Source organism: Stenotrophomonas sp. YJH_SMC_101-4 (assembly GCF_059370395.1).
On the sequence record NZ_JCAFTP010000004.1, the window covers coordinates 379,388 to 398,864 of the forward strand.

A 19,477-nucleotide genomic window follows, 5' to 3' on the forward strand; every position below is an offset into this window, starting at 1 on the left:
GGCAGAGCGGGTAGTATTGCCCAACATTGGCCTGCAAAGCAGCAGGACAGCCGGAGCAGGGGTTCCGTTGCCTGCCGATGTGGGTCATGCTTGCCAGCAAAGGAGGTGGCATGGGAATCGGGAGCGAGGAAACGCCGATCTGTTTCCCTGCATCGGCCGTGCCGCAGCACGTGCTGATGCTGCCCGGTCTGGATGGCTCCAGCAGGCTGTCGCCCCCGTTCCTGTCGGCACTCCAGGCTTACGGTCTGACAACGCAGGCGATCACGCTGCCCGCGCAGGGACCGCAGGATCACGCCACGCTTGCCCAACGGCTGTGGTCGCAGCTGCCCAGTCGTCCCTTCATCCTGCTCGCCGAGTCTTTCTCGGGCCCGTTGGCTGTTGAACTGGCCACGCGCCATCCCACCGGGCTGCGCGGACTGGTGCTTGCAGCGACGTTTGCGCGTCGGCCGGTGCCACTGCCGGCAGCCAGCGCAGCCCTGCTGTCGCCGGCCTGGCCGCTGCCTCCCGTGGCATTGCTGGCGCGCCTGTTGCTGGGGCCGTGGTACACCCGCGGGCACACATCGATGCTGCGCGATGCGTTGGCCAGGACTCCGACGAGCACGTTGCGGCAACGCGCCGCAGCGACCCTGCGGGTCGACGTGCGTGCATTGCTGCCAGCAATCCAAGTGCCGACGCTGTGCCTGCACGCGTGCCACGACCGCCTGCTGTGGCCGCCCAGCGTGGCCGAGCTGCAGGCCCTGTTGCCCGATGCCCGCCATGTGTCGTTGGAGGGGCCACATCTGCTGCTGCAGGCGCGTGCCGACGCAGCTGCAGCCGAAGTGGCCGCGTGGATGAGGACGTTGCCGCGTTGAACGATGCGCTCAGCTGCGGGCGCGGGTACGTGCCGCTTTCCTGGCCGCCACCTTGCGCACGGTCTTCTTCGCCGCACGGGTCTTGGCCGCCTTCTTCGCTGCAGCACTGCGCGAGGCGGCTGTACCGGCCTTCTTGACCGCTGTCTTCTTTGCGGCCTTCTTGGTGGCGGTCTTACGAGCCGGTGCCTTCTTTGCCACCGCTTTCTTCGCAGGTGCCTTCTTCGCTGCCGTCGCCTTGGTCGTGGCCTTCTTTGTGGCCGACTTCCTGGCAGGCGCCTTCTTGGCAGCCTTCTTGCTGGTCGCCTTCTTCGCGCCCTTGCGGGCACTGCCGCTACGCTTGCCGCCGCCGTCCTGCTTGTTCACGGTGGCCCAGGCAATGCGCTCGGCGGTGCCTTCACTCGCGCCGCGATCACGTTCGCTTTCCTCGATGTGCTCGGCCTGGCGCTTCTGTTTTTCGGTATATGCGGATTTGTCACCACGGGGCATGACGGATCTCCTGTCGTAGTAGTCAGGCCAGCAGGCGCAGCTTCGGTTCACGCGCCCATTGGCGGGTGGCGGCCGCCGCCAGGAAGGCCTTGGCGTCTTCCGCTTCGACGATGCCGGCATCGTTGCCGACCCGCGCCGCCTTCAGCAGCGTCTGGCCGCCTGCGTCGCTGGCGATGGCCTTCAGGTGCGTCCACGCCTGGCTGACGAATTCGACGGCTGCACTCTCTTTCGACAAGGCCTTCGCGGCTTCCGGGCTGAGCACCACGGCCACCGCATCGAACACAGCCGATGGCGTGCCCGCCAGTTGCCCATCCGCCGCCTGCATCGCCCCATCGCTCAGCGTGGCGCCGCCTACTTTGGGCGCGACCAGCTTCACGTCTGCACCCGCCTTCCGGGCCGCTTTGCTCAGGCTGGCCATCACGCGCGCGTCGGAGCCCTCATCAAACAGGATGCCGATGCTGCGCCCTTGCAGGGTGGGCTTGTTGCGCCCGATCACGCGCACCTCGGGAGCGGCAGGCATGTCCTGCACCGGCGTGGCGGTCGGCGCGGGGTCGGGCAGTGCAGGCAACGCGAGCCCATCAGCTACGCGCTGCGCCAGTGATTCGTCGATGTTGCGCAGGTGGCTGACGGTACGCACCCGCACCTTCAGCGTTTCCACCTTGGACAATTCGAACACGAGTGCCGATGCCAGATGCGCCTGTTCCGGCTTCTCAAGGCTACGGAAGAACATGCGTGCCTGGCTGTAGTGGTCGGCGAAACTCTCCGCGCGGGTGCGACCCTTGCGACCATCGTCGGCGCTGGCATGGCTGCGGAATCCGGCAGGCGTCTCGCGCGGGGTGTCCTCCTGCAGCGAACTGGGATCGTAGGCCACCCGGCCCTTGGGCACCTGCATCTGCATGTGGCCGTCGCGCTGATGATTGGCAAACGGGCACTTGGGCGCATTCACCGGGATCTGGTGGAAGTTCGGGCCGCCCAGGCGCAGCAGCTGGGTGTCCAGATAGGAGAACAGGCGCCCCTGCAGCAGCGGGTCGTTGCTGAAGTCGATGCCCGGTGGCACGTTGGCCGGGCAGAACGCCACCTGCTCGGTCTCGGCGAAGAAGTTGTCCGGCCAGCGGTCCAGCACCATGCGCCCGATGACCTGCAACGGCACCAGCGATTCGGGAATGATCTTGGTCGGGTCCAGATGATCGAACGGGAATGCGTCGGCCTCTTCTTCCGTAAACAGCTGCACTCCCAGTTCCCATTCGGGAAAGTCGCCGCGCTGGATGGCCTCGAACAGGTCGCGGCGATGGAAGTCGTTGTCGGCCGACTGCAGCTTCAGTGCTTCGTCCCAGACCGTTGACTGGATGCCAAGCTTCGGCCGCCAGTGGAACTTGACGAAGGTCGACTCTCCCGCCTCGTTCAGCAGGCGGAAGCTGTGCACACCGAAGCCTTCGATCATCCGCAGCGAACGCGGTATGGCGCGGTCGCTCATCGCCCACATGATCATGTGCATCGACTCGGGCATGAGCGAGATGAAATCCCAGAAGGTGTCGTGGGCCGTGGCGGCCTGCGGAAACGCACGGTCCGGTTCCATCTTCACTGCGTGCACCAGGTCCGGGAATTTCATGGCGTCCTGGATGAAGAACACCGGAATGTTGTTGCCAACCAGATCCCAGTTGCCCTCCTTGGTATAGAACTTGACCGCGAAGCCGCGCACATCGCGGGGGGTATCCACCGAGCCCGCGCCGCCGGCTACCGTCGAGAAACGGGTGAACACGGGCGTCTTGACGCCTACCTCGGTCAGGATGCGCGCGCGGGTATGGGCGGCCAGTGACCGGGTCAGCTCGAAGTAGCCGTGTGCTGCGCTGCCACGTGCGTGCACGATGCGCTCGGGAATGCGTTCGTGATCGAAGTGGGTGATCTTCTCGCGCAGGATGAAGTCCTCCAGCAGCGTGGGCCCTCGGGGCCCCTGCCGCAGGGAGTTCTGGTTGTCCGCCACCGGGATGCCCTGATCGGTGGTCATCACCGGATGGGTGCCCCCGGCCTGCTGGTGCAGTTCATCGCCGTCGCCCCGGCGATGGTTTCCGGCAGGGGCGGTTGCGCGCTTGCCGGTCGGCTTGCTGGCGGCCATTGACGTTGGCTCCGGATCATCAGAAGGAACCACGACACTGGAACCAGCCCCGTTAAACCGAGGTCCGGCAGAGGTGAACGTACAGGCAAAAGCAGGCTCGGGTATGCTTGCTCCATGCGAGTCGAGCCCGCCGACATCGAAGCCCTGTTCGACGCCATCCCGGATGTGCTGTTTTTCATCAAGGACCTTCAGGGGCGTTACACCCACGTCAACCAGACCATGCTGCGGCGGCTGGGCCTGCGCGCGCGCAAGGACGTGATCGGGCGTACCGCGGCCGAGATCTACCCGACCGGGCTCAGTGCGGACTACGTCGACCAGGACGCCCGCGTGCTGTCCGGCGAGGTGATCGAGAACCTGATGGAGCTGCACCTGTTCGCCAACCGCGAACCGGGCTGGTGCCTGACCTGCAAGCGCCCGCTGGTGGTCGATGGGGCCATCGAGGGCCTGATCGGCATTTCCCGCGACCTCGGCCAGAAGGACAGCCTCGGTACCCAGTACGAGCAGCTACGGCTGGCCCTGGCCCACCTCAATGCGCACTACGCCGAGAACGTGCGCATGCAGACCCTGCTGGACATCACCGGCTTTTCGCTGTCCAAGCTGGAGCGCAGTTTCCGCAAGGTGTTCCAGATGACCCCTCAGCAGGTGCTGACCCGGCTGCGCATCCAGATGGCCATGCACCTGCTGCACGGCGACGACAGCATCGCCTGCATCGGCCAGGCCTGCGGTTTCAGCGACCAGAGCGCCTTTACCCGCAAGTTCAAGGCTGAAACCGGTTTCTCGCCGCGCGCCTACCGCGCCCGCATCGGCGGCAGTGTCGGCGAGCCAGCGCTGGCCTGAGCCGCCTGCTGCGCTGTGCCTATCCCCGCAGGCATGGGACAGGGTAAGGTGTCGCCCCTGTAGCCCGCCGCCAGCCCCGCCGATGCCCAACTCGATTCCGACCGCTTCGCCGTCCCGCCTCGGGCATTCGCTCAAGCCTCGCCAGCTGATCATGATGGGCCTGGGCAGCGCCATCGGCGCCGGCCTGTTCCTCGGTTCGGGCGTGGGCGTGCAGGCGGCCGGTCCGGCAGTGCTGGTGTCGTATCTGGTCGCAGGCGCGCTGGTGATCATCGTGATGAACGCACTGGGCGAGATGGCGGCGGCCAAACCGACCAGCGGCGCGTTTTCGGTGTATGCGGCCGACGCCATGGGCGCCACCGCCGGTGCCACGGTCGGCTGGTTGTGGTGGGTGCAGCTGGTGATCGTGATCGCCGCCGAGGCGGTGGGCGCGGCCGGGTTGCTGGCCACGGTCTGGCCTGCGGTGCCGGTACCGATGGCAGCGCTGGCCTTCATGCTGTTCTTCACCGCGATCAACCTGCTCGGGGTGAAGAACTTCGGCGAGTTTGAGTTCTGGTTCGCCATCCTCAAGGTCGCGGCGATCCTGGCGTTCATCGCCATCGGCGTGGCGCTGCTGATGGGCTGGCTGCCGCAGGTGACCTCGCCGGGCTTGAGCAACTTCACCGAACATGGCGGCTTCGCACCCAAGGGTCTGGCCGGTATCGGTGCCGCGCTGCTGGTAGTGGTGTTCGCCTTCGGTGGTACCGAGATCGTGGCCGTTGCGGCGGCGGAGACCGAAGATCCGGAGCGCAGCATCGCCCGTGCCATCCGCACCGTGGCGTGGCGCATCCTGGTGTTCTACATCGGCTCGCTGAGCGTGATCATCGCTGTGGTGCCGTGGACCAGCGAGGCGCTGAAGTCGCCGTTCGCCGCCGTGCTGGATATCGCCCGTATTCCGGGTGCCGGCACTGCCATCACCCTGATCGCGGTGATCGCGCTGCTGTCGGCGCTCAATGCCAACCTCTACGGCGCCTCGCGCATGATGTACTCGCTGGCGCAGCGCCGTGAAGCGCCGGCCGTGCTGGGCTGGACCGATCCGCGCCAGGTGCCGGTGATCGCCGTGCTGGCCAGCGTGCTGTTCGGCTTCGCCGCCACGGTGATGGAGTTGCTGTTTCCGGACCGGGTGCTGCCGGTACTGCTGAACATCGTCGGTTCCACCTGCCTGCTGGTGTGGACGCTGTCGCTGGTCTCGCAGCTGGTGCTGCGCCGCCGCGCCGATCGCCTGGGCACTCGCCTGCCGTTCCGCATGGCCGGTTTCCCGTGGCTGACCTGCTGCGCGCTGGCGATCCTGGCGCTGATCTTCGGCCTGCTGCTGAGCGAGGCGCACACCCGCCTGCAGTTCCTGTCGATGGTGGCGCTGACCGCCACGATCGCCGCTGGCAGCGCCATCGCGCGGCGCATGCGCGAGGCGTGATTCTGTAGAGCCGTCCCTACGGTCGGCTGCTGTTCGCGCGGCGGCCAGCCGAGCATGGGCTCGGCTCTACAGCAGGCATACATCCGCCGTGCCATCCTGATCGCGTGGGCCGCCAGCGGCCCGTCGACCGGGAGTACCGCATGCTGCGCAGCCGTCCTTTCCTGATGTTCACCGGCCAGGCCGAGGCCGCCCTGGCCCTGTACGCCGAAGCCTTCGCCGATTTCCGCCTGCTGGCAATGCAGCGCCATCCGGACGGCGCCGGTGCCGGTGTGCCCGGGCAGGTCCGCCAGGCCATCTTCCTGCTGGGCGGCACCCACTACCTGTGCTTTGACAGCCTGGACGTGCACGACTTCACCTTCAGCCCGTCGATCTCGCTGTTCGTCGAGTGTTCCGGTGCCGAGCAGTTCGAGCGCGCCGCGCGTGTGCTGGGCGAGGGCGGCCACTGGTTGATGCCGGTGGGCGACTATGACTTCAGCAACCGCTACGGCTGGGTGCAGGATCGCTTCGGCGTGTCGTGGCAGTTGAGCCTGGGGCAGATGCCGGACCCGTGATCGGATGTTTGTGGGTGTGGACTTTGGTCCACACACCCTCATGAAAACGGCCCGCTTGCGCGGGCCGTTCTCTTTACCGATGCAGCGAGGAATCAAGCCTCGACTTCATCATCCTTGTAGGCATCGACCGGAATGCAGGCGCACATCACGTTCTTGTCGCCGTACACGTTGTCCACGCGCGCCACCGGCGGCCAGTACTTGCTCTGCTTCAGGCTGGCCAGCGGGAACGCAGCCAGTTCACGCGGGTAGGCGTGGGTCCATTCGCTGGCGGTCACCGCAGTGGCGGTGTGCGGCGCGTTCTTCAGCGGGTTGTCTTCGCGGTCCAGGCGGCCGTCTTCGATCGCGGTGATCTCCTCGCGGATCTGGATCATCGCGTCGATGAAGCGATCCAGCTCGTGCAGCGATTCGCTCTCGGTCGGTTCGACCATCAGCGTGCCGGCCACCGGGAAGCTCAGGGTCGGTGCGTGGAAACCGAAGTCGATCAGGCGCTTGGCCACGTCCTCGGCGCCGATGCCGCTGGTCTTCTCCAGCGGGCGCACGTCCAGGATGCACTCGTGCGCCACCAGGCCGTTGCGGCCGGTATACAGGGTCTTGAAGTGCGGGGCCAGGCGCTTGGCGATGTAGTTGGCGTTGAGCTGTGCGACCTGGGTGGCCTTGCGCAGGCCTTCGCGGCCCATCATCGCGATGTACATCCAGCTGATCGGCAGGATCGAGGCGCTGCCGAAGCTGGCCGCGCTGACCATGCCGACCGGGCCGTTGTCACCCAGCTTGCCCGGCAGGAACGGCGCCAGGTGCTCCTTGACCGCGCACGGGCCAACGCCCGGGCCGCCACCGCCGTGCGGGATGCAGAAGGTCTTGTGCAGGTTCAGGTGCGAAACGTCCGAACCCCACTTGCCCGGCTTGGCCACGCCGACCAGGGCGTTCATGTTGGCGCCGTCGGTGTACACCTGGCCGCCGTGCTTGTGGATGATCTCGCAGATCTCCACCACCTCTTCCTCGAACACGCCGTGTGTGGACGGGTAGGTCATCATGATCGCGGCCAGGCGGTCGCTGTACTTCTCGGCGTTGAGGCGGATGTCCTCGACATCGACGTTGCCGTTGGCATCGGTCTTGGTCACCACCACCTTCATGCCGCACATCTGTGCCGAAGCCGGGTTGGTGCCGTGTGCCGAATCCGGGATCAGGCAGATGTCACGGTGATCTTCGCCGCGCGAACGGTGGTAGGCGCGGATCGCCAGCAGGCCGGCGTACTCGCCCTGCGCGCCGGAGTTCGGCTGCAGGCTGACCGCGTCGTAGCCGGTGCATTCGACCAGCATCGCTTCCAGCGTGTCGATCAGTTCCTTGTAGCCCAGCGCCTGGTCGGCCGGCACCAGCGGGTGGATCTGCGAGAACTGCGGCCAGGTCACCGGGATCATCTCGGCGGTGGCGTTGAGCTTCATGGTGCACGAGCCCAGCGGGATCATCGTGCGGTCCATCGCCAGGTCCTTGTCGGCCAGCGAACGCAGGTAGCGCAGCAGTTCGTGCTCGCTGTGGTGGGTGTTGAACACCGGATGGGTCAGGAACGCGGACTGGCGCAGCAGGCCGGCCGGCAGCGCGTCGGCGGTGCTGGCATCCAGCGCGTCGACGTCCAGCGAAGCACCGAACACCGCAGCCACGGCGACGATGTCGGCGCGGGTGGTGGTCTCGTCCAGGCTGATGCCGACCGAGTCGCTGTCGATCGCGCGCAGGTTGTAGCCGGCGGCGCGCGCCTTGGCATGGATCTCATCGGCGTGCACGCCGGTGACATGCAGGGTGTCGAAGAAATCGCCACCAACCTGCACGCCGGCATTGCGCAGCGCTGCGGCCAGGATCGAGGCCAGGCGATGGGTGCGGCGGGCAATGCGGGTGAGGCCTTCCGGGCCGTGGTAAACGGCGTACATCGAGGCCATCACCGCCAGCAGCACCTGCGCGGTACAGATGTTGGAAGTCGCCTTCTCGCGGCGGATGTGCTGCTCGCGGGTCTGCAGGGTCAGGCGGTAGGCCGGGTTGCCCTGGGCATCGACCGAAACACCGATCAGGCGGCCCGGCATCGAGCGCTTGTAGGCGTCACGGCAGGCCATGAAGGCGGCGTGCGGGCCACCGAAGCCGAACGGCACGCCGAAACGCTGGCTGTTGCCGACCACGATGTCCGCGCCCCATTCGCCCGGGGCGGCCAGCAGGGTCAGGGCCAGCAGGTCGGTGGCCACGGCCACCAGGCCGCCGCGTGCGTGCACGGCATCGACCAGCGCCTTGTAGTCGCCCACCTGGCCGAAGGTATCCGGATACTGCAGCAGCAGGCCGAAGGCTTCCGCTTCCAGCGCTTCGGCCGGGGTGCCGACGCGCAGCACGATGCCCATGGGCTCGGCGCGGGTACGCAGCAGTTCCAGCGTCTGCGGATGCACGGCGTCGTGCACGAAGAAGGTGTCCGACTTGGACTTGGCCGAACGCTTGGCCAGGGTCATCGCTTCAGCAGCGGCGGTGGCTTCGTCCAGCAGCGAGGCGTTGGCGATTTCCATGCCGGTCAGGTCGGCGCACAGGGTCTGGAAGTTGATCAGCGCTTCCATGCGGCCCTGCGAGATTTCCGCCTGGTACGGAGTGTAGGCGGTGTACCAGGCCGGGTTTTCCAGGATGTTGCGCAGGATCACGTTCGGCGTGTGGGTGCCGTAGTAGCCCTGGCCGATGAAGCTGCGCAGCACGGTGTTCTTGTCGGCGATCGCACGGATCTTCGCCAGTGCCTGTACTTCGGTCATCGACTCCGGCAGCGCCAGCGGTGCCGGCGACTTGATCTTGGCCGGTACGATGGCATCGGTCATGCCATCCAGCGACGCGTGGCCGACGACATCGAGCATCTGCGCGATCTCGGCGTCGTTGGGGCCGATGTGGCGCTCGACGAACGCGTTGTGGTGCTCGAGCTCACGCAGGGAAGGGGTGTTCTGGGACATGGCGAAGGATCCGTCAGGAAAGGGCACACGCACGGGCACAAGCCGCCTGTCGGCGGTCTGCGGGGCGCCCCTCTGTCCTTTTGCCTGAGAGTTTAAAAGCGCGGAAAACCGCAGCTTCGTGCCCCTTCGGCGCCGGATCGAACCGGTCTCTCCAGAGTTGTGTTACGGGTGGTATCGGGCCTGAGCGATTACGGGCGTTGCGCCTTCGGCAGCGGTGTTCCGCTTCTCCCACCGTGTTGCCCGCCGATTATAGCCCGTTGCGGGCCCGGCCAGCGGCCGCCGGTCGGTGCCGCCGCGCCTGAATGGCCGATGGCCCGGCCGTGCGTTTTGTGCAGTGCTGCATGGCATCAGGCGCAATCCCCACCTATGATGGGCGGATACCCGAATTCATCTGGCGCCGTCCCCGTTGTTGCGGGACCGGCGCCCGCCGTGCGTGCCCCGCATGGCCCTGCCGGACGCTTCCTCCATGACCGCCGCTGTTGCCCCTTCCACCCGCCGCATGGCCCTGCTGCTTGCCGGCCTGGCCATGTTCGGCCCGTTCTCGATCGACACCATCTTCCCTGCGTTCCCGCAGCTGGCCCAGCGCCTGGCGGTGGACGAGGTGGCGGTGCAGCAGACCATCAGCGTGTACCTGCTGTTCTACGGCCTGATGAGCCTGGCGCACGGCCCGCTGTCCGATGCCTGGGGCCGCAAGCGGGTGATCCTGGGCGGCCTGGTGGTGTTCGTCGGCGCCTCGGTCGGCTGCGCGCTGTCCACCGACCTGTCCACGCTGCTGGCGTTCCGCGCGCTGCAGGGCCTGTCGGCGGGTGTCGGCATGATCGTCGGCCGCGCGGTGATCCGCGACCTGTACCACGGCCACGATGCCCAGCGGCTGATGAGCCAGGTGTCGATGCTGTTCGGCATCGCTCCGGCCATCGCACCGATCATCGGTGGCTGGATCCTGCTCAGTGGCGCCGGCTGGCCGCTGATCTTCTGGTTCCTGGTGGTGTTCGGGCTGGTGCTGTTGGCGGCCACCGCGTGCTTCCTGCCGGAAACCCATCCGGTCGAGGCACGGGTGCCGCTGTCGCCGCGCGTGCTGCTGCGTGACTACGTGCGCATCGGCTTCAACCCGCGCTTCCTGCGCCTGGCGCTGGCCGGCAGCATCGGTTTCGGCGGCATCTTCCTGTACATCTCCTCGGCACCGGTGTTCGTGATGCAGCACCTGCACCTGGGCGAGGGCGGTTTCGCCTGGTTGTTCATCCCCACCATCGGCGGCATGACCACCGGCTCGTTCCTGTCCGGGCGCATGGCCGGGCACACCACGCCCACACGCCAGGTCGCCATCGGTTTCAGCCTGTGCGCGCTGTCGGCGCTGCTGAATGTCGGCTACGTGGCGCTGTCGCCGCAGTTCGTGCTGCCGTGGGCGGTGCTGCCGATCTTCCTGGGCGGCATGGGCATGGCCCTGATCTTCCCGATCCTGGCCTTGGCGGTGCTGGACATGTACCCGCACCAGCGCGGCCTGGCCTCGTCGCTGCAGGCCTTCGTGCAGCTGATGATCAGCACCGTGGTGGCCGGCGTGGTGTCGCCGCTGCTCAGTGCCAGCCCGCTGCACCTGGCGCTGGGCCAGGCCGCGTTCTTCGGCGCCGGATTCGTTTTCTGGTACTGGGAACACCAGCGTGAACGCGCGGCGCAGGCAGCCTGCACGGGCCATTGAGCAGCGCGCAGGGGTAGGGCAGGCCGCGATGCCCGTAACGCTTGCGGCGAGGAACGACCGGACTAGGCTGGGGACTCCAGCCAGCCGGTGCGTGGATGCACGACAGCCAGCCGATCCGATGTCGTTGCATGAGGTTCCCCCATGGCTGCGCAGCAGACCTATCGCCTGTTCGAGGTGGCGCTGAAGGAGCGCCGCGTTCTTTCCCCTTCCCTGGACCGCATGGTGTTCACTGGTGCCGACGTGGCGCGGATGAAGACCGAAGGCCCGGACCAGCGCATCAAGGTGTTCTTCCCCTTGCCCGGCCAGGAGGTGCCGCAGGTCCCCAGCGGTGACGACTGGTACCCACGCTACCGGGCCCTGCCGGACGACCAGCGCCCGCCCATGCGCACCTACACCATCCGCCACCTGCGCGCCGAGCAGGGCGAGGTCGACGTTGATTTCGTGCTTCATGGCGAGACCGGGCCGGCCTCGCGCTGGGCCATCCACGCGCGACCGGGCGACCGCGTAGTGCTGCTGGCCCCCGATGCCGACTGTGCCGACAGCAGCGAAGGCTGGGAATGGAAACCGCCGGCGGGAGTCGGCCAGGTGCTGCTGGTGGCGGATGAAACCGCGCTGCCGGCGGTGGCCGGAATTCTTGAGGAACTGGCGGCCATGGTCGACCCACCGCGCACGCTGGCGCTGCTGGAGGTGGCGCAGGCCGGTGATGCGGTGCACCTGAAGGCGCCCTCCAGCGCCGAGCTGGTCTGGCTGCCGCGCGGGCAGGCCGCCTACGGACAGCCGTTGCTGCAGGCGGTCCAGGCGCGGTTGGCAGCGACCTCGAGCGTGGCTGCCGGCGATGCGCTGGAGGAGATCGACGTCGATACGCAGATCCTCTGGGAGCAGGCTGATACCCGCGTGGCCGGTCCGCTGTATGCCTGGGTGGCGGGTGAGGCGGGGGCGGTGATGGCGATCCGCCGCCACCTGGTGCGCGATTGCGGGCTGGACCGCCGCGCGATCACCTTCATGGGCTACTGGCGGCATGGCAAGGTGCTGGACTGACCGGACTGGATCGAGCACGCGTGAAGCAGCGCTGCGGGCGGGGTGCGCTATCCTTGCGCCCCCCTTCGCAGCGGTACCGCACCATGTCCACCAGTTCCAAGACCCGCCGCGACCAGCGCCGTCGCCAGGAAAAGCAGGCCGTCAACAAGGCCGCAGCGCAGGCGTCGCCGGTGGAACCGCATGCCGAACTGCGCGATGCTCAGCGCACCCTGCTGGCCGGTGTCGTGCGCCGCGACGGCGAATGGGTGCTGGGCATGGACGGCCGCATCGCGGGCCACAGCGAGAGCGCTGCGCAGGTGCTGGCGCTGATCATGCAGGCCGGTGAGCTGCACGAGCGCAATGGCACGCCGGTGCGCCTGATGTACTCCGATGCACTGCGCGATGCCGCACAGGCCGAAGCGCAGGAGAAAGGCCAGACCTTCGAGGAATTCAAGGCCGAGCTGGCCGCGGCGATGGCGGCGAAGAAGAACAGCTGATCCGCCGTGGGTAGCGCCGGGCCATGCCCGGCGAGCGCAGCGGTGCGATGAAGAGCCGCCGGGCATGGCCCGGCGCTACCGGAAACATCAGGGGCGGATCCTCGCGGACCCGCCCCTTTTCTCATTTTGCTGCCGGGGCCGCGTTGGCCTGCCAGCCGCACATCTGGCCTTCGTTCTGCTGCTTCAGCCACTCGTTGACCGGGGTGAAGTACTCGATCATCGGGCCGGCATCGAGCTTGTCGGTACCGGTCAGTTCCTTCAGCGTGGCCTGCCACGGCTGGCTGGCACCCTTGCTCAGCATCGCCCAGTACTTCTGGCCGGCTTCCTTGTTGCCGTAGAAGGTGCACTCATGCAGCGGGCCCTTGTAGCCGGACGCGTCGCACAGGCCCTTGTAGAACTGGAACTGCAGGATGCGCGCCAGGAAGTAGCGGGTGTACGGGGTGTTGCCCGGCACGTGGTACTTCGCGCCCGGATCGAAGAACTCTTCGCCACGGGTGCTGGCCGGCGCCACGCCCTGGTACTTGGCCTTCAGGTCCCACCACGCCTTGTTGTAGTTGTCGGCGGTGATCGAGCCATCGAACACGCCCCAGCGCCAACGGTCGATCATCAGCCCGAACGGCAGGAACGACACGCCCGACAGCGCCATGCGCATCTGGTTGTTGATGACCGCCTCGCGGCTTTCGGTCGGCGCATCGACCAAGCCGATCGAGCTGAGGTACTTGGGCGTCATCGCCAGCACGATGGTGTCGCCGATTGCTTCATGGAAGCCATCGTTGGCACCGCCCTGGAACAGCGGCGGCAGCGGGTTGTAGGCCAGGTCGTAATAGATGTGGCCCAGCTCGTGGTAGATGGTGGTGAAGTTCTCTTCGTTCGGCTTGATGCACATCTTGGTGCGCACGTCGCCTTCCATGTTCATGTCCCAGGCGCTGGCGTGGCAGACCACGTCGCGGTCGTCAGGCTTGATGAACTGGGTCTTTTCCCAATAGGACTGCGGCAGCGACGGCATGCCAAGCGACACGTAGAAGTCCTGCGCGCGCTCGGTCATCTGCTTGGCGGTACGCAGTTCGGCCTCACGCTGCGCCTTGTACTGGGCGGCCACGTTGGCGTCCTTGCCGGCCTTGGCCAGCGCCGCGCTCAGGTTGGTCTGGTACTGCTTTTCCAGCGCTGCGGTGATGTCCAGGCTGCCAGCGCCCGGATACGGTTCCAGCTGGTCCCACAGGTTCGACCAGTCCTGCTGCCACATGTTGCCCAGCAGGTGCGCGGCGATCAGGCCGTTGCCCACTTCGGCCTTGTCCTTGCCGTAGGTCTTGTCCAGCTTGCCGCGTGCGTAGCAGTGCAGCTGCTCGTACATCGGCTTGACCTGTTCCCACAGGCGATCGGTTTCCGGGCCGATCTGCTCCGGCGGCATGTCGTAGCCGCTGCGCCACATCTGGCCGGCATCGGTGAAGCCCATGCCCTTGGCACCTTCGTTCACCAGGCCGACGAACTTCTGGTAGTCGCCGCGCATGCTCTTGGTGGTGCTGTGCCACCCCTGCCAGGCGTCGAGCTGCTTGTCGTAATCGCGGCTGCGTGCCAGCACCTGTTCCAGCTCGCCCAGCTGGCGGCAGGAGTTGGGATCGTTGGCGTCGGTGCAGTACTTGCCGGCACCGTAGCTGCCTTCCATGCGGGTGGCGATCTGGGTCAGCTCGGCCAGCTTGGCCGGATCGCGTGGCGCCGGCATCGAGGACATCAGTTTCAGCAGGTGGATCGCGCGCTTGCTGTCCTCGCTCATCGGCTTGCCATCGAACTTGGCGGCCTGCTCGATCCAGCTGTTGAGCTGGGTCAGCGAGCGCTCGTTGGCCTTGGCCGCGATGCGTTCGGAGTCACTGTTGATGTAGGTGGAGGACAGCCACTGCGCCGAGGTCATCTCCGGGTAGGCGGCCTTGAATTCGGCATTGATGCGGGCCACGAACTGGTCGGCGGTTTCGCCGGCCGGGGCGCTGCTGCTGGCGGTATCGGTGCCTGGGGTGGGTTCCTTCTTGCAGGCGGCCAGGGCCAGCGTGGCGGCGGCGACAGCCGAGGCCAGCAGGAGATGACGGTGTTTCACGGGCGGTCCTTGGGTGGTGAACGACGGCCGAAGGCTAGTGGGCCGTCGCTGCCACCGCAAGTGGCGGAAGTCGGCCGGGCGGCGCCCGGCACCCGCAGAGGCCTTCGAGCAACGGCAAAGCCGAAGCAACAGCAACAGCGGACTATCCGTGGTTTGGCGGGGCGGGTCCGGTTGCGGGGGGCGCCGTAAATCCGTCCATGGAGGCTCGGTCGCGCCATCCATGGCGCTCACGCCCCCGCAACCGGACCCACCCCGCCTTCGACAGATTTCCGCGACCTGTCATTGATCCACGCCATGCGTGGATGCTTTTCGAATTCAATTCGACTATTCGATTCCGATGGAAATTCATCCACGCATGGCGTGGATCTACCAGATCGGGACAATCTGTCAGAGGTGGAGCGGTGTCGGAGTGCGGGGTGTCAGCCGCATGGATGCGGCTGCCAAGCCTACATGGACGTACTTGCGGCGTCCCCGCATTCCGACACCGCCCCGCCAAGCCACGAATCGCCTGCTTCTGCTGTTGCCGTTGCTTGTGCAGTGGCCTCGGCGGGTGCAGGGCGCAGCCCTGCCGACAAACCCTCAACTCTCGCAGTTGGCGAACACGTCGCGATCGCGCTCGTACAGCGCCGTCTTCACCTGCATCAGGCCCAGCACCGACGGGAACAGGTTGTCGTGGTCGGTATAGGCCGCCGAACGCCTGCGCACGCATTGCAGGTCCAGCCCGCGGCTGCTGGCGAAGCCCGGCGAGAACCACATCGTCATCGGCACCCGGGTCTGCTCGGCCGGGGCGATGGCGTAAGGCACGCCGTGCAGGAACAGGCCCTTCTCGCCCAGCGACTCGCCGTGGTCGGACAGGTAGATCATCGCCGTGTCGTAGTCCTGCATGCCCTGCAGCGTGCCGATGGTCTTGCTCAGGAAGTGATCGGTGTACAGCACGGCGTTGTCGTAGCTGTTGGTGATCTCTTCGCGCGAGCAGCGGCCGATGTCACGGGTATCGCAGGTTGGCTTGAAGCGGGCGAAGGCGGCCGGATAGCGCTCGAAATAGGCCGGGCCATGGTTGCCCAGCTGGTGCAGCACCACCACGCGGTCGCCGGACTTGGCACGCACCTGGGTGGCCAGGTCCTGCAGCAGGATCTCGTCCATGCAGCGGCCGTCGGCGCACAGGCCCGGGGTGGTCGCATCGGACAGCGACTGGAACTCCAGGCCTTCGCATACGCCCTTGCATCCGGACTGGTTGTCACGCCACAACGGTGCGATGCCGGCACGGTTCAATACGTGCAGCAGCGACTGGTGTGCACGGATCTTCTTCTCGTCGTAGTCGTGACGGCCCCATGGCGAGAACAGGCACGGCAGCGAAACCTCGGTGCTGGTGCCGCACGAATGCATATCCGGGAAATTGACCACACTGGCCTGGGCCAGTTCCGGGGTGGTGTTGCGGCCACCGTTGAGGCCCCAGTTCTGTGCGCGCACGGTTTCGCCCATGACGATCACCAGCAGGCGCGGCTTGCTGGCAGGTGCACGCGGGGTGGCCTTGGCATCGGTACCGATCGGCAGCTTCGGCGCGCGCTGCACCGGGTTGTCGCCACGCAGTGCGCGCGGCATGCCCAGCAGCACGTTGGCCGGGGTGGCGAGGTAACGCACTTCGCGCTGGTTGCGCATCAGTGCCGAGATATCCTGGAACGAGATCAATGCGCCGCCTACCGCGGTCACTGCCGCCACCACCAGGAAGCCGACGCGCCAGAGCAGGCTGCGACCCCAGCTGCGACGGCGCAGCTGCACGCGCCACAGCACGATCATCGGCAACACCGCCAGCAACAGCACCGGCCACACCAGCGACACGGTCATCAGCTCGCGGCTTTCCTTGGGATCGGTCGCCAGCACGTTGCGCAACATGTCCGCATCCAGGTAGATGTGGTAACGGCTCATGTAGTGCGCGGCGAATGCGGTCACCAGCAGCAACAGGCTGATCACCACCCTGGCGTTCCAGCGCCAGACCAGGATGCCCAGCAGCACGCCGTGCGCACCCAGCAGCAACAGCAGCAGCGACAGCGCGTAGCGCAGGCTGCCCGGATGGCTGGCCATCGCGCTGTGCCAGAACAGGCCGTTGCCGGCCACCGCGAAGAACAGGCTGGTCAGTGCGATGAGTGCTTCGGTGGACAGCTGCGGCCGCCAACGGCGAAGGTTCGCCAACGCGGGAAGGCGGGCGGGGCGTTGGACCGATGCACTCATGCGTTTGCCTCCTGGCGGTGGGGACGGTCCAGCTGACGACGTGCCAGGACGCGTTTGACGATCAGATACAGGCCCAGCGAAAGCAGCCAGCAGATCAAAGCAGTAGCAACGTCATGCGAAAGGAAATGCGCACCCCGCAGCTGCTGGCTGATGCCGAACACCAGGCCGGTGGCAAGGCCGATCCACAACCCGGCCCAGCGCCATGAAGGGCGCCACAGCAAGGCAAAAAAGTACAGGGACAACCATGCATAACCCGCGCTGGCGTGGCCCGCCGGGAAGCAGGCCTGCGCGGCCATGCCTGCGGGGCGCGCCGTGAAAAGCCCGATGAAAGGCTGGTGGCCGCCGTAGCGCAGCAGGTCCCAGGGGCATTCCATCGGCACCAGCGACTTCAGCAGGGAGATCACACCCGTGCCCAGAGCCATGGCAATTACGACATAAAGCAGCGCCCACCGCAGGGTGCGATCGCGACCCTTCCGCCAGTGGTGGAAGCACAGCAGGATCGCCACGAGGGCAGCAGCCGTGCTCAGCCACTTGCCAGCCTTGTGCACAAGCGTGCGGGTGACCCAGGCGTCCTGAAGCGCCCAGTGGCCCCCCTCAAGGCGGAACAGGTGATCGGCCACCCATTGGTCGCCGCCGAACCCCATCAGCAGCGTAAACAAGGGCAGACCGATTGCGACAGGCAGCCAGAGGTGAGTTACGGCAAATCGTGACGCCAGTGGCGATGTCGCAAGCGGCGCTACCGCATCAAGGGGACGGACGGGCATGCTGGGAAAGGGCGGGTCGGGAATCCGCGGTCATGCTCGTCACCTGGATGTCGGAGAAGGGTCGGACGCTCGTTCGTGCCGGGTTAATGCTTGCCCAGCACGTGCCGACGTTCAGTCTTCTTCGGCGGTCGACCCGGCCCGCTCGGCGTGGCATTGCGGGTTCCATGCGGTACCGGGAAGCAGTTGCCAACGGTTCCTGTTGGCAACACCGATATCGATCACCTTGCTCGGGTCCACGCACGGGCTCATCGCATCATCCAGCACCAGCAGCCAGCGCTTGTCCGGCGCCTCGGCCAGCCACGGCCCGGCGTCGTGCCACTGCTCGGCCCAGGGCCGCTTGAAGCCGAACTCGCGCACCGGCCGGTCGGCCTGCAGCAGGTTCTGCTCGCGCCAGGCCACCAGCGCCAGTTCGGCGTCGGGACCGATCCGAGCGCCGACCCGGCGCATCAGCGCCGATGCCGAGGCGAAGGGGTCCAGTGCAGGCATCAGCACCAGGCCGTAGAGCATCCACAGCATGCCGTGGGTCAGCAGCACCAGCGTCGCGGCACGACGTACCCGCAGCCACACGATCAGCGTGGCCAGGGCAATGGCGAAGGTCAGCAGGCCATCGCCCAGCACCGGCAGCAGCGTATCCGGCATGGCGCGGCGTTCCAGTTGCGCCAACGCCCACGGGTGCTCGGTCATCAGCATCACGCCGAGCACGCCGGTGGCCAGCATCAGCACCACGCTGTAGCCGAACAGGTAGCGGCGCACGCACAGGCGGCGCAACAGGCCGGGCAGCAGCGGTGCCACGGCCAGTGCCATTGCCGGCAGCATCGGCAACAGATACACCTCGCGCTTGCCCGGGCTGGCACTGAAGAACACCAGTACCAGCACCGCCCAGCCCAGCAGCAGCCATTGGCGACGGTCGCCACGGCGGATACGGCGCCACCAGGGCTTGAACAGCATCGGCAGCAGCAGGCTGCCCGGCAGCCATAGGGTCAGGATCACCTGCAGGTAGTACCAGGCCGGCTGCCGGTGGTGCCAGGCATTGGCATAACGGGTACCGGTCTGCTTGAACAGCAGCTCATGCGCGTAGGCCTGCAGTTCGGCGCTGGGCGTGTGCAGCAGGGCCCAGCCCAGCGGCGCCAGCCACACGCCCACGCCCAGCAGGAACGCCGGGATCAGCCACAGCAGCGTTGCCGGGTGCGGACCCTCCACGCGGTACCCGCGACGGCGCTGGTACAGCCACCAGCCGAACCAGGGCAGCACCATCAGCAACGGCAGGAAACCCACGCCCTTGGTCACCGTGCCGACGCCTGCGGCGAAACCGGCCAGCCACAGCGCGGGCAGGTTACGACGTTCGCGCAGGTGCCGCATTAAGCCCCACACGGCGACGGTGGTCATCCCCACCAGCACCATGTCGATCTGCGCACGCTTGGCCATCAGCCCGAACTGCAGGGTGCAGAACAGCGCCGCGAGGGCATAGATGGAATGCCGCGGCGACCACAGCCGCCGTGCCAGATCCGACACCAGCCACAGGCTCAGCAGGGCGCCCAGCAATGACGGCAGCAGGAACGACCACTGCCAGCTGCCGACCACCTCGTAAGCGGCCGCCTGCAGCCACATGAACACCGGTGGTTTCTCGGCATACAGCTCGCTGCCACGATGCGGCAGCAGCCATTGCCCGCTCTCGACCATGGTCCGCGCGGCCAGCACGAAGCGCGGCTCGTCCGGCGGCTGCGGCTGCCGAAGGCCGATGCCCGCTGCCAATGCAGCAATGATCAGCAGCCACAACAGGGGCAGGCGCCAACGGCGGGGCAGGGCTACGGGCACGGCAGGCTCCGGGAGCAAAACGGCCATTCTGAGGTGGCGGGGGTGGGAAAAGCGTCAGAAGGGGGCGGGACGACCGCATTCCGACATGGGCGGCGCTACCATGGTACGAACTTCTGTGGATGTTTCGT

The 19,477-nt window shown here is 66.9% G+C and carries 14 protein-coding genes and 1 riboswitch; of the genes, 7 read left to right on the plus strand and 7 right to left on the minus strand.

Annotated features, from left to right (window positions below; all coding sequences use genetic code 11):
- Positions 1 to 110: 110 nt before the first annotated feature.
- Positions 111 to 851 (plus strand): serine aminopeptidase domain-containing protein, encoded by a 741-nt coding sequence (locus AC5P8D_RS15975; RefSeq protein WP_049410380.1) that lies wholly within the window; start codon positions 111 to 113, stop codon positions 849 to 851.
- Positions 852 to 860: 9 nt separating this feature from the next.
- Here AC5P8D_RS15975 and AC5P8D_RS15980 read toward each other — a convergent pair whose 3' ends face one another.
- Together AC5P8D_RS15980 and AC5P8D_RS15985 are read right to left on the minus strand one after the other, a co-directional pair.
- Complete coding sequence (locus AC5P8D_RS15980) at positions 861 to 1,337, minus strand: hypothetical protein (RefSeq protein ID WP_049410378.1); 477 nt, start codon at positions 1,335 to 1,337, stop codon at positions 861 to 863.
- Between the two features lie 22 nt (positions 1,338 to 1,359).
- Positions 1,360 to 3,450 carry a catalase gene (locus tag AC5P8D_RS15985; RefSeq protein ID WP_235650844.1) on the minus strand — a complete coding sequence of 697 codons (2,091 nt, stop codon included), beginning with the start codon at positions 3,448 to 3,450 and terminating at the stop codon, positions 1,360 to 1,362.
- Between the two features lie 114 nt (positions 3,451 to 3,564).
- On the opposite strand from AC5P8D_RS15985, the gene AC5P8D_RS15990 reads away from it, so the two are divergent.
- The 3 genes from AC5P8D_RS15990 to AC5P8D_RS16000 all read left to right on the plus strand — a co-directional run bounded on the left by AC5P8D_RS15990 (position 3,565) and on the right by AC5P8D_RS16000 (position 6,288).
- Complete coding sequence (locus AC5P8D_RS15990; protein ID WP_043399063.1) at positions 3,565 to 4,287, plus strand: AraC family transcriptional regulator; 723 nt, start codon at positions 3,565 to 3,567, stop codon at positions 4,285 to 4,287.
- 82 nt (positions 4,288 to 4,369) lie between these two features.
- Positions 4,370 to 5,737: an amino acid permease gene (locus AC5P8D_RS15995; protein WP_043399061.1), complete on the plus strand. Its 1,368-nt coding sequence runs from the start codon at positions 4,370 to 4,372 to the stop codon at positions 5,735 to 5,737.
- A gap of 140 nt (positions 5,738 to 5,877) precedes the next feature.
- Entirely contained in the window at positions 5,878 to 6,288 is a 411-nt protein-coding gene (locus AC5P8D_RS16000) for a VOC family protein (protein ID WP_005410627.1), read from the plus strand.
- A 92-nt stretch (positions 6,289 to 6,380) separates the two neighbouring features.
- Here the strand turns inward: AC5P8D_RS16000 and gcvP are convergent, their stop codons facing one another.
- Positions 6,381 to 9,248 (minus strand): aminomethyl-transferring glycine dehydrogenase, encoded by a 2,868-nt coding sequence (gene gcvP / locus AC5P8D_RS16005; protein WP_329766473.1) that lies wholly within the window; start codon positions 9,246 to 9,248, stop codon positions 6,381 to 6,383.
- 62 nt (positions 9,249 to 9,310) lie between these two features.
- Positions 9,311 to 9,413, minus strand: a riboswitch (glycine riboswitch).
- A gap of 301 nt (positions 9,414 to 9,714) precedes the next feature.
- Here gcvP and AC5P8D_RS16010 point away from each other — a divergent pair.
- The 3 genes from AC5P8D_RS16010 (at position 9,715) to AC5P8D_RS16020 (ending at position 12,455) form a co-directional block, all read left to right on the plus strand.
- A complete protein-coding gene (locus AC5P8D_RS16010) occupies positions 9,715 to 10,941 on the plus strand; it encodes a multidrug effflux MFS transporter (protein WP_329763366.1) in 1,227 nt (408 codons plus the stop codon).
- 141 nt (positions 10,942 to 11,082) lie between these two features.
- Positions 11,083 to 11,979: a siderophore-interacting protein gene (locus AC5P8D_RS16015; RefSeq protein WP_010482799.1), complete on the plus strand. Its 897-nt coding sequence runs from the start codon at positions 11,083 to 11,085 to the stop codon at positions 11,977 to 11,979.
- Between the two features lie 83 nt (positions 11,980 to 12,062).
- Entirely contained in the window at positions 12,063 to 12,455 is a 393-nt protein-coding gene (locus AC5P8D_RS16020) for a hypothetical protein (protein WP_010482800.1), read from the plus strand.
- A 121-nt stretch (positions 12,456 to 12,576) separates the two neighbouring features.
- Here AC5P8D_RS16020 and AC5P8D_RS16025 read toward each other — a convergent pair whose 3' ends face one another.
- From AC5P8D_RS16025 to AC5P8D_RS16040, 4 genes are all read right to left on the minus strand, one after another.
- Positions 12,577 to 14,541 carry a M2 family metallopeptidase gene (locus AC5P8D_RS16025; protein ID WP_049481899.1) on the minus strand — a complete coding sequence of 655 codons (1,965 nt, stop codon included), beginning with the start codon at positions 14,539 to 14,541 and terminating at the stop codon, positions 12,577 to 12,579.
- A gap of 579 nt (positions 14,542 to 15,120) precedes the next feature.
- Positions 15,121 to 16,770 (minus strand): phosphoethanolamine transferase, encoded by a 1,650-nt coding sequence (locus AC5P8D_RS16030; RefSeq protein ID WP_010482802.1) that lies wholly within the window; start codon positions 16,768 to 16,770, stop codon positions 15,121 to 15,123.
- Positions 16,767 to 17,534: a phosphatase PAP2 family protein gene (locus tag AC5P8D_RS16035; RefSeq protein ID WP_029379842.1), complete on the minus strand. Its 768-nt coding sequence runs from the start codon at positions 17,532 to 17,534 to the stop codon at positions 16,767 to 16,769. Before AC5P8D_RS16035 ends, AC5P8D_RS16030 begins: the two co-directional genes overlap by 4 nt.
- 111 nt (positions 17,535 to 17,645) lie before the next feature.
- Positions 17,646 to 19,376: an ArnT family glycosyltransferase gene (locus AC5P8D_RS16040; protein ID WP_495203480.1), complete on the minus strand. Its 1,731-nt coding sequence runs from the start codon at positions 19,374 to 19,376 to the stop codon at positions 17,646 to 17,648.
- Positions 19,377 to 19,477: the final 101 nt, after the last annotated feature.

What these genes read in the sequence shown, in the direction of transcription:
- AC5P8D_RS15975 (WP_049410380.1), top strand. Translation starts at nt 111, where the DNA reads ATGGGAATCGGGAGCGAGGAAACGCCGATCTGTTTCCCTGCATCGGCC.
- AC5P8D_RS15980 (WP_049410378.1), bottom strand. Translation starts at nt 1,337, where the DNA reads ATGCCCCGTGGTGACAAATCCGCATATACCGAAAAACAGAAGCGCCAG.
- AC5P8D_RS15985 (WP_235650844.1), bottom strand. Translation starts at nt 3,450, where the DNA reads ATGGCCGCCAGCAAGCCGACCGGCAAGCGCGCAACCGCCCCTGCCGGA.
- AC5P8D_RS15990 (WP_043399063.1), top strand. Translation starts at nt 3,565, where the DNA reads ATGCGAGTCGAGCCCGCCGACATCGAAGCCCTGTTCGACGCCATCCCG.
- AC5P8D_RS15995 (WP_043399061.1), top strand. Translation starts at nt 4,370, where the DNA reads ATGCCCAACTCGATTCCGACCGCTTCGCCGTCCCGCCTCGGGCATTCG.
- AC5P8D_RS16000 (WP_005410627.1), top strand. Translation starts at nt 5,878, where the DNA reads ATGCTGCGCAGCCGTCCTTTCCTGATGTTCACCGGCCAGGCCGAGGCC.
- gcvP (WP_329766473.1), bottom strand. Translation starts at nt 9,248, where the DNA reads ATGTCCCAGAACACCCCTTCCCTGCGTGAGCTCGAGCACCACAACGCG.
- AC5P8D_RS16010 (WP_329763366.1), top strand. Translation starts at nt 9,715, where the DNA reads ATGACCGCCGCTGTTGCCCCTTCCACCCGCCGCATGGCCCTGCTGCTT.
- AC5P8D_RS16015 (WP_010482799.1), top strand. Translation starts at nt 11,083, where the DNA reads ATGGCTGCGCAGCAGACCTATCGCCTGTTCGAGGTGGCGCTGAAGGAG.
- AC5P8D_RS16020 (WP_010482800.1), top strand. Translation starts at nt 12,063, where the DNA reads ATGTCCACCAGTTCCAAGACCCGCCGCGACCAGCGCCGTCGCCAGGAA.
- AC5P8D_RS16030 (WP_010482802.1), bottom strand. Translation starts at nt 16,770, where the DNA reads ATGAGTGCATCGGTCCAACGCCCCGCCCGCCTTCCCGCGTTGGCGAAC.
- AC5P8D_RS16035 (WP_029379842.1), bottom strand. Translation starts at nt 17,534, where the DNA reads ATGCCCGTCCGTCCCCTTGATGCGGTAGCGCCGCTTGCGACATCGCCA.
- AC5P8D_RS16040 (WP_495203480.1), bottom strand. Translation starts at nt 19,376, where the DNA reads ATGGCCGTTTTGCTCCCGGAGCCTGCCGTGCCCGTAGCCCTGCCCCGC.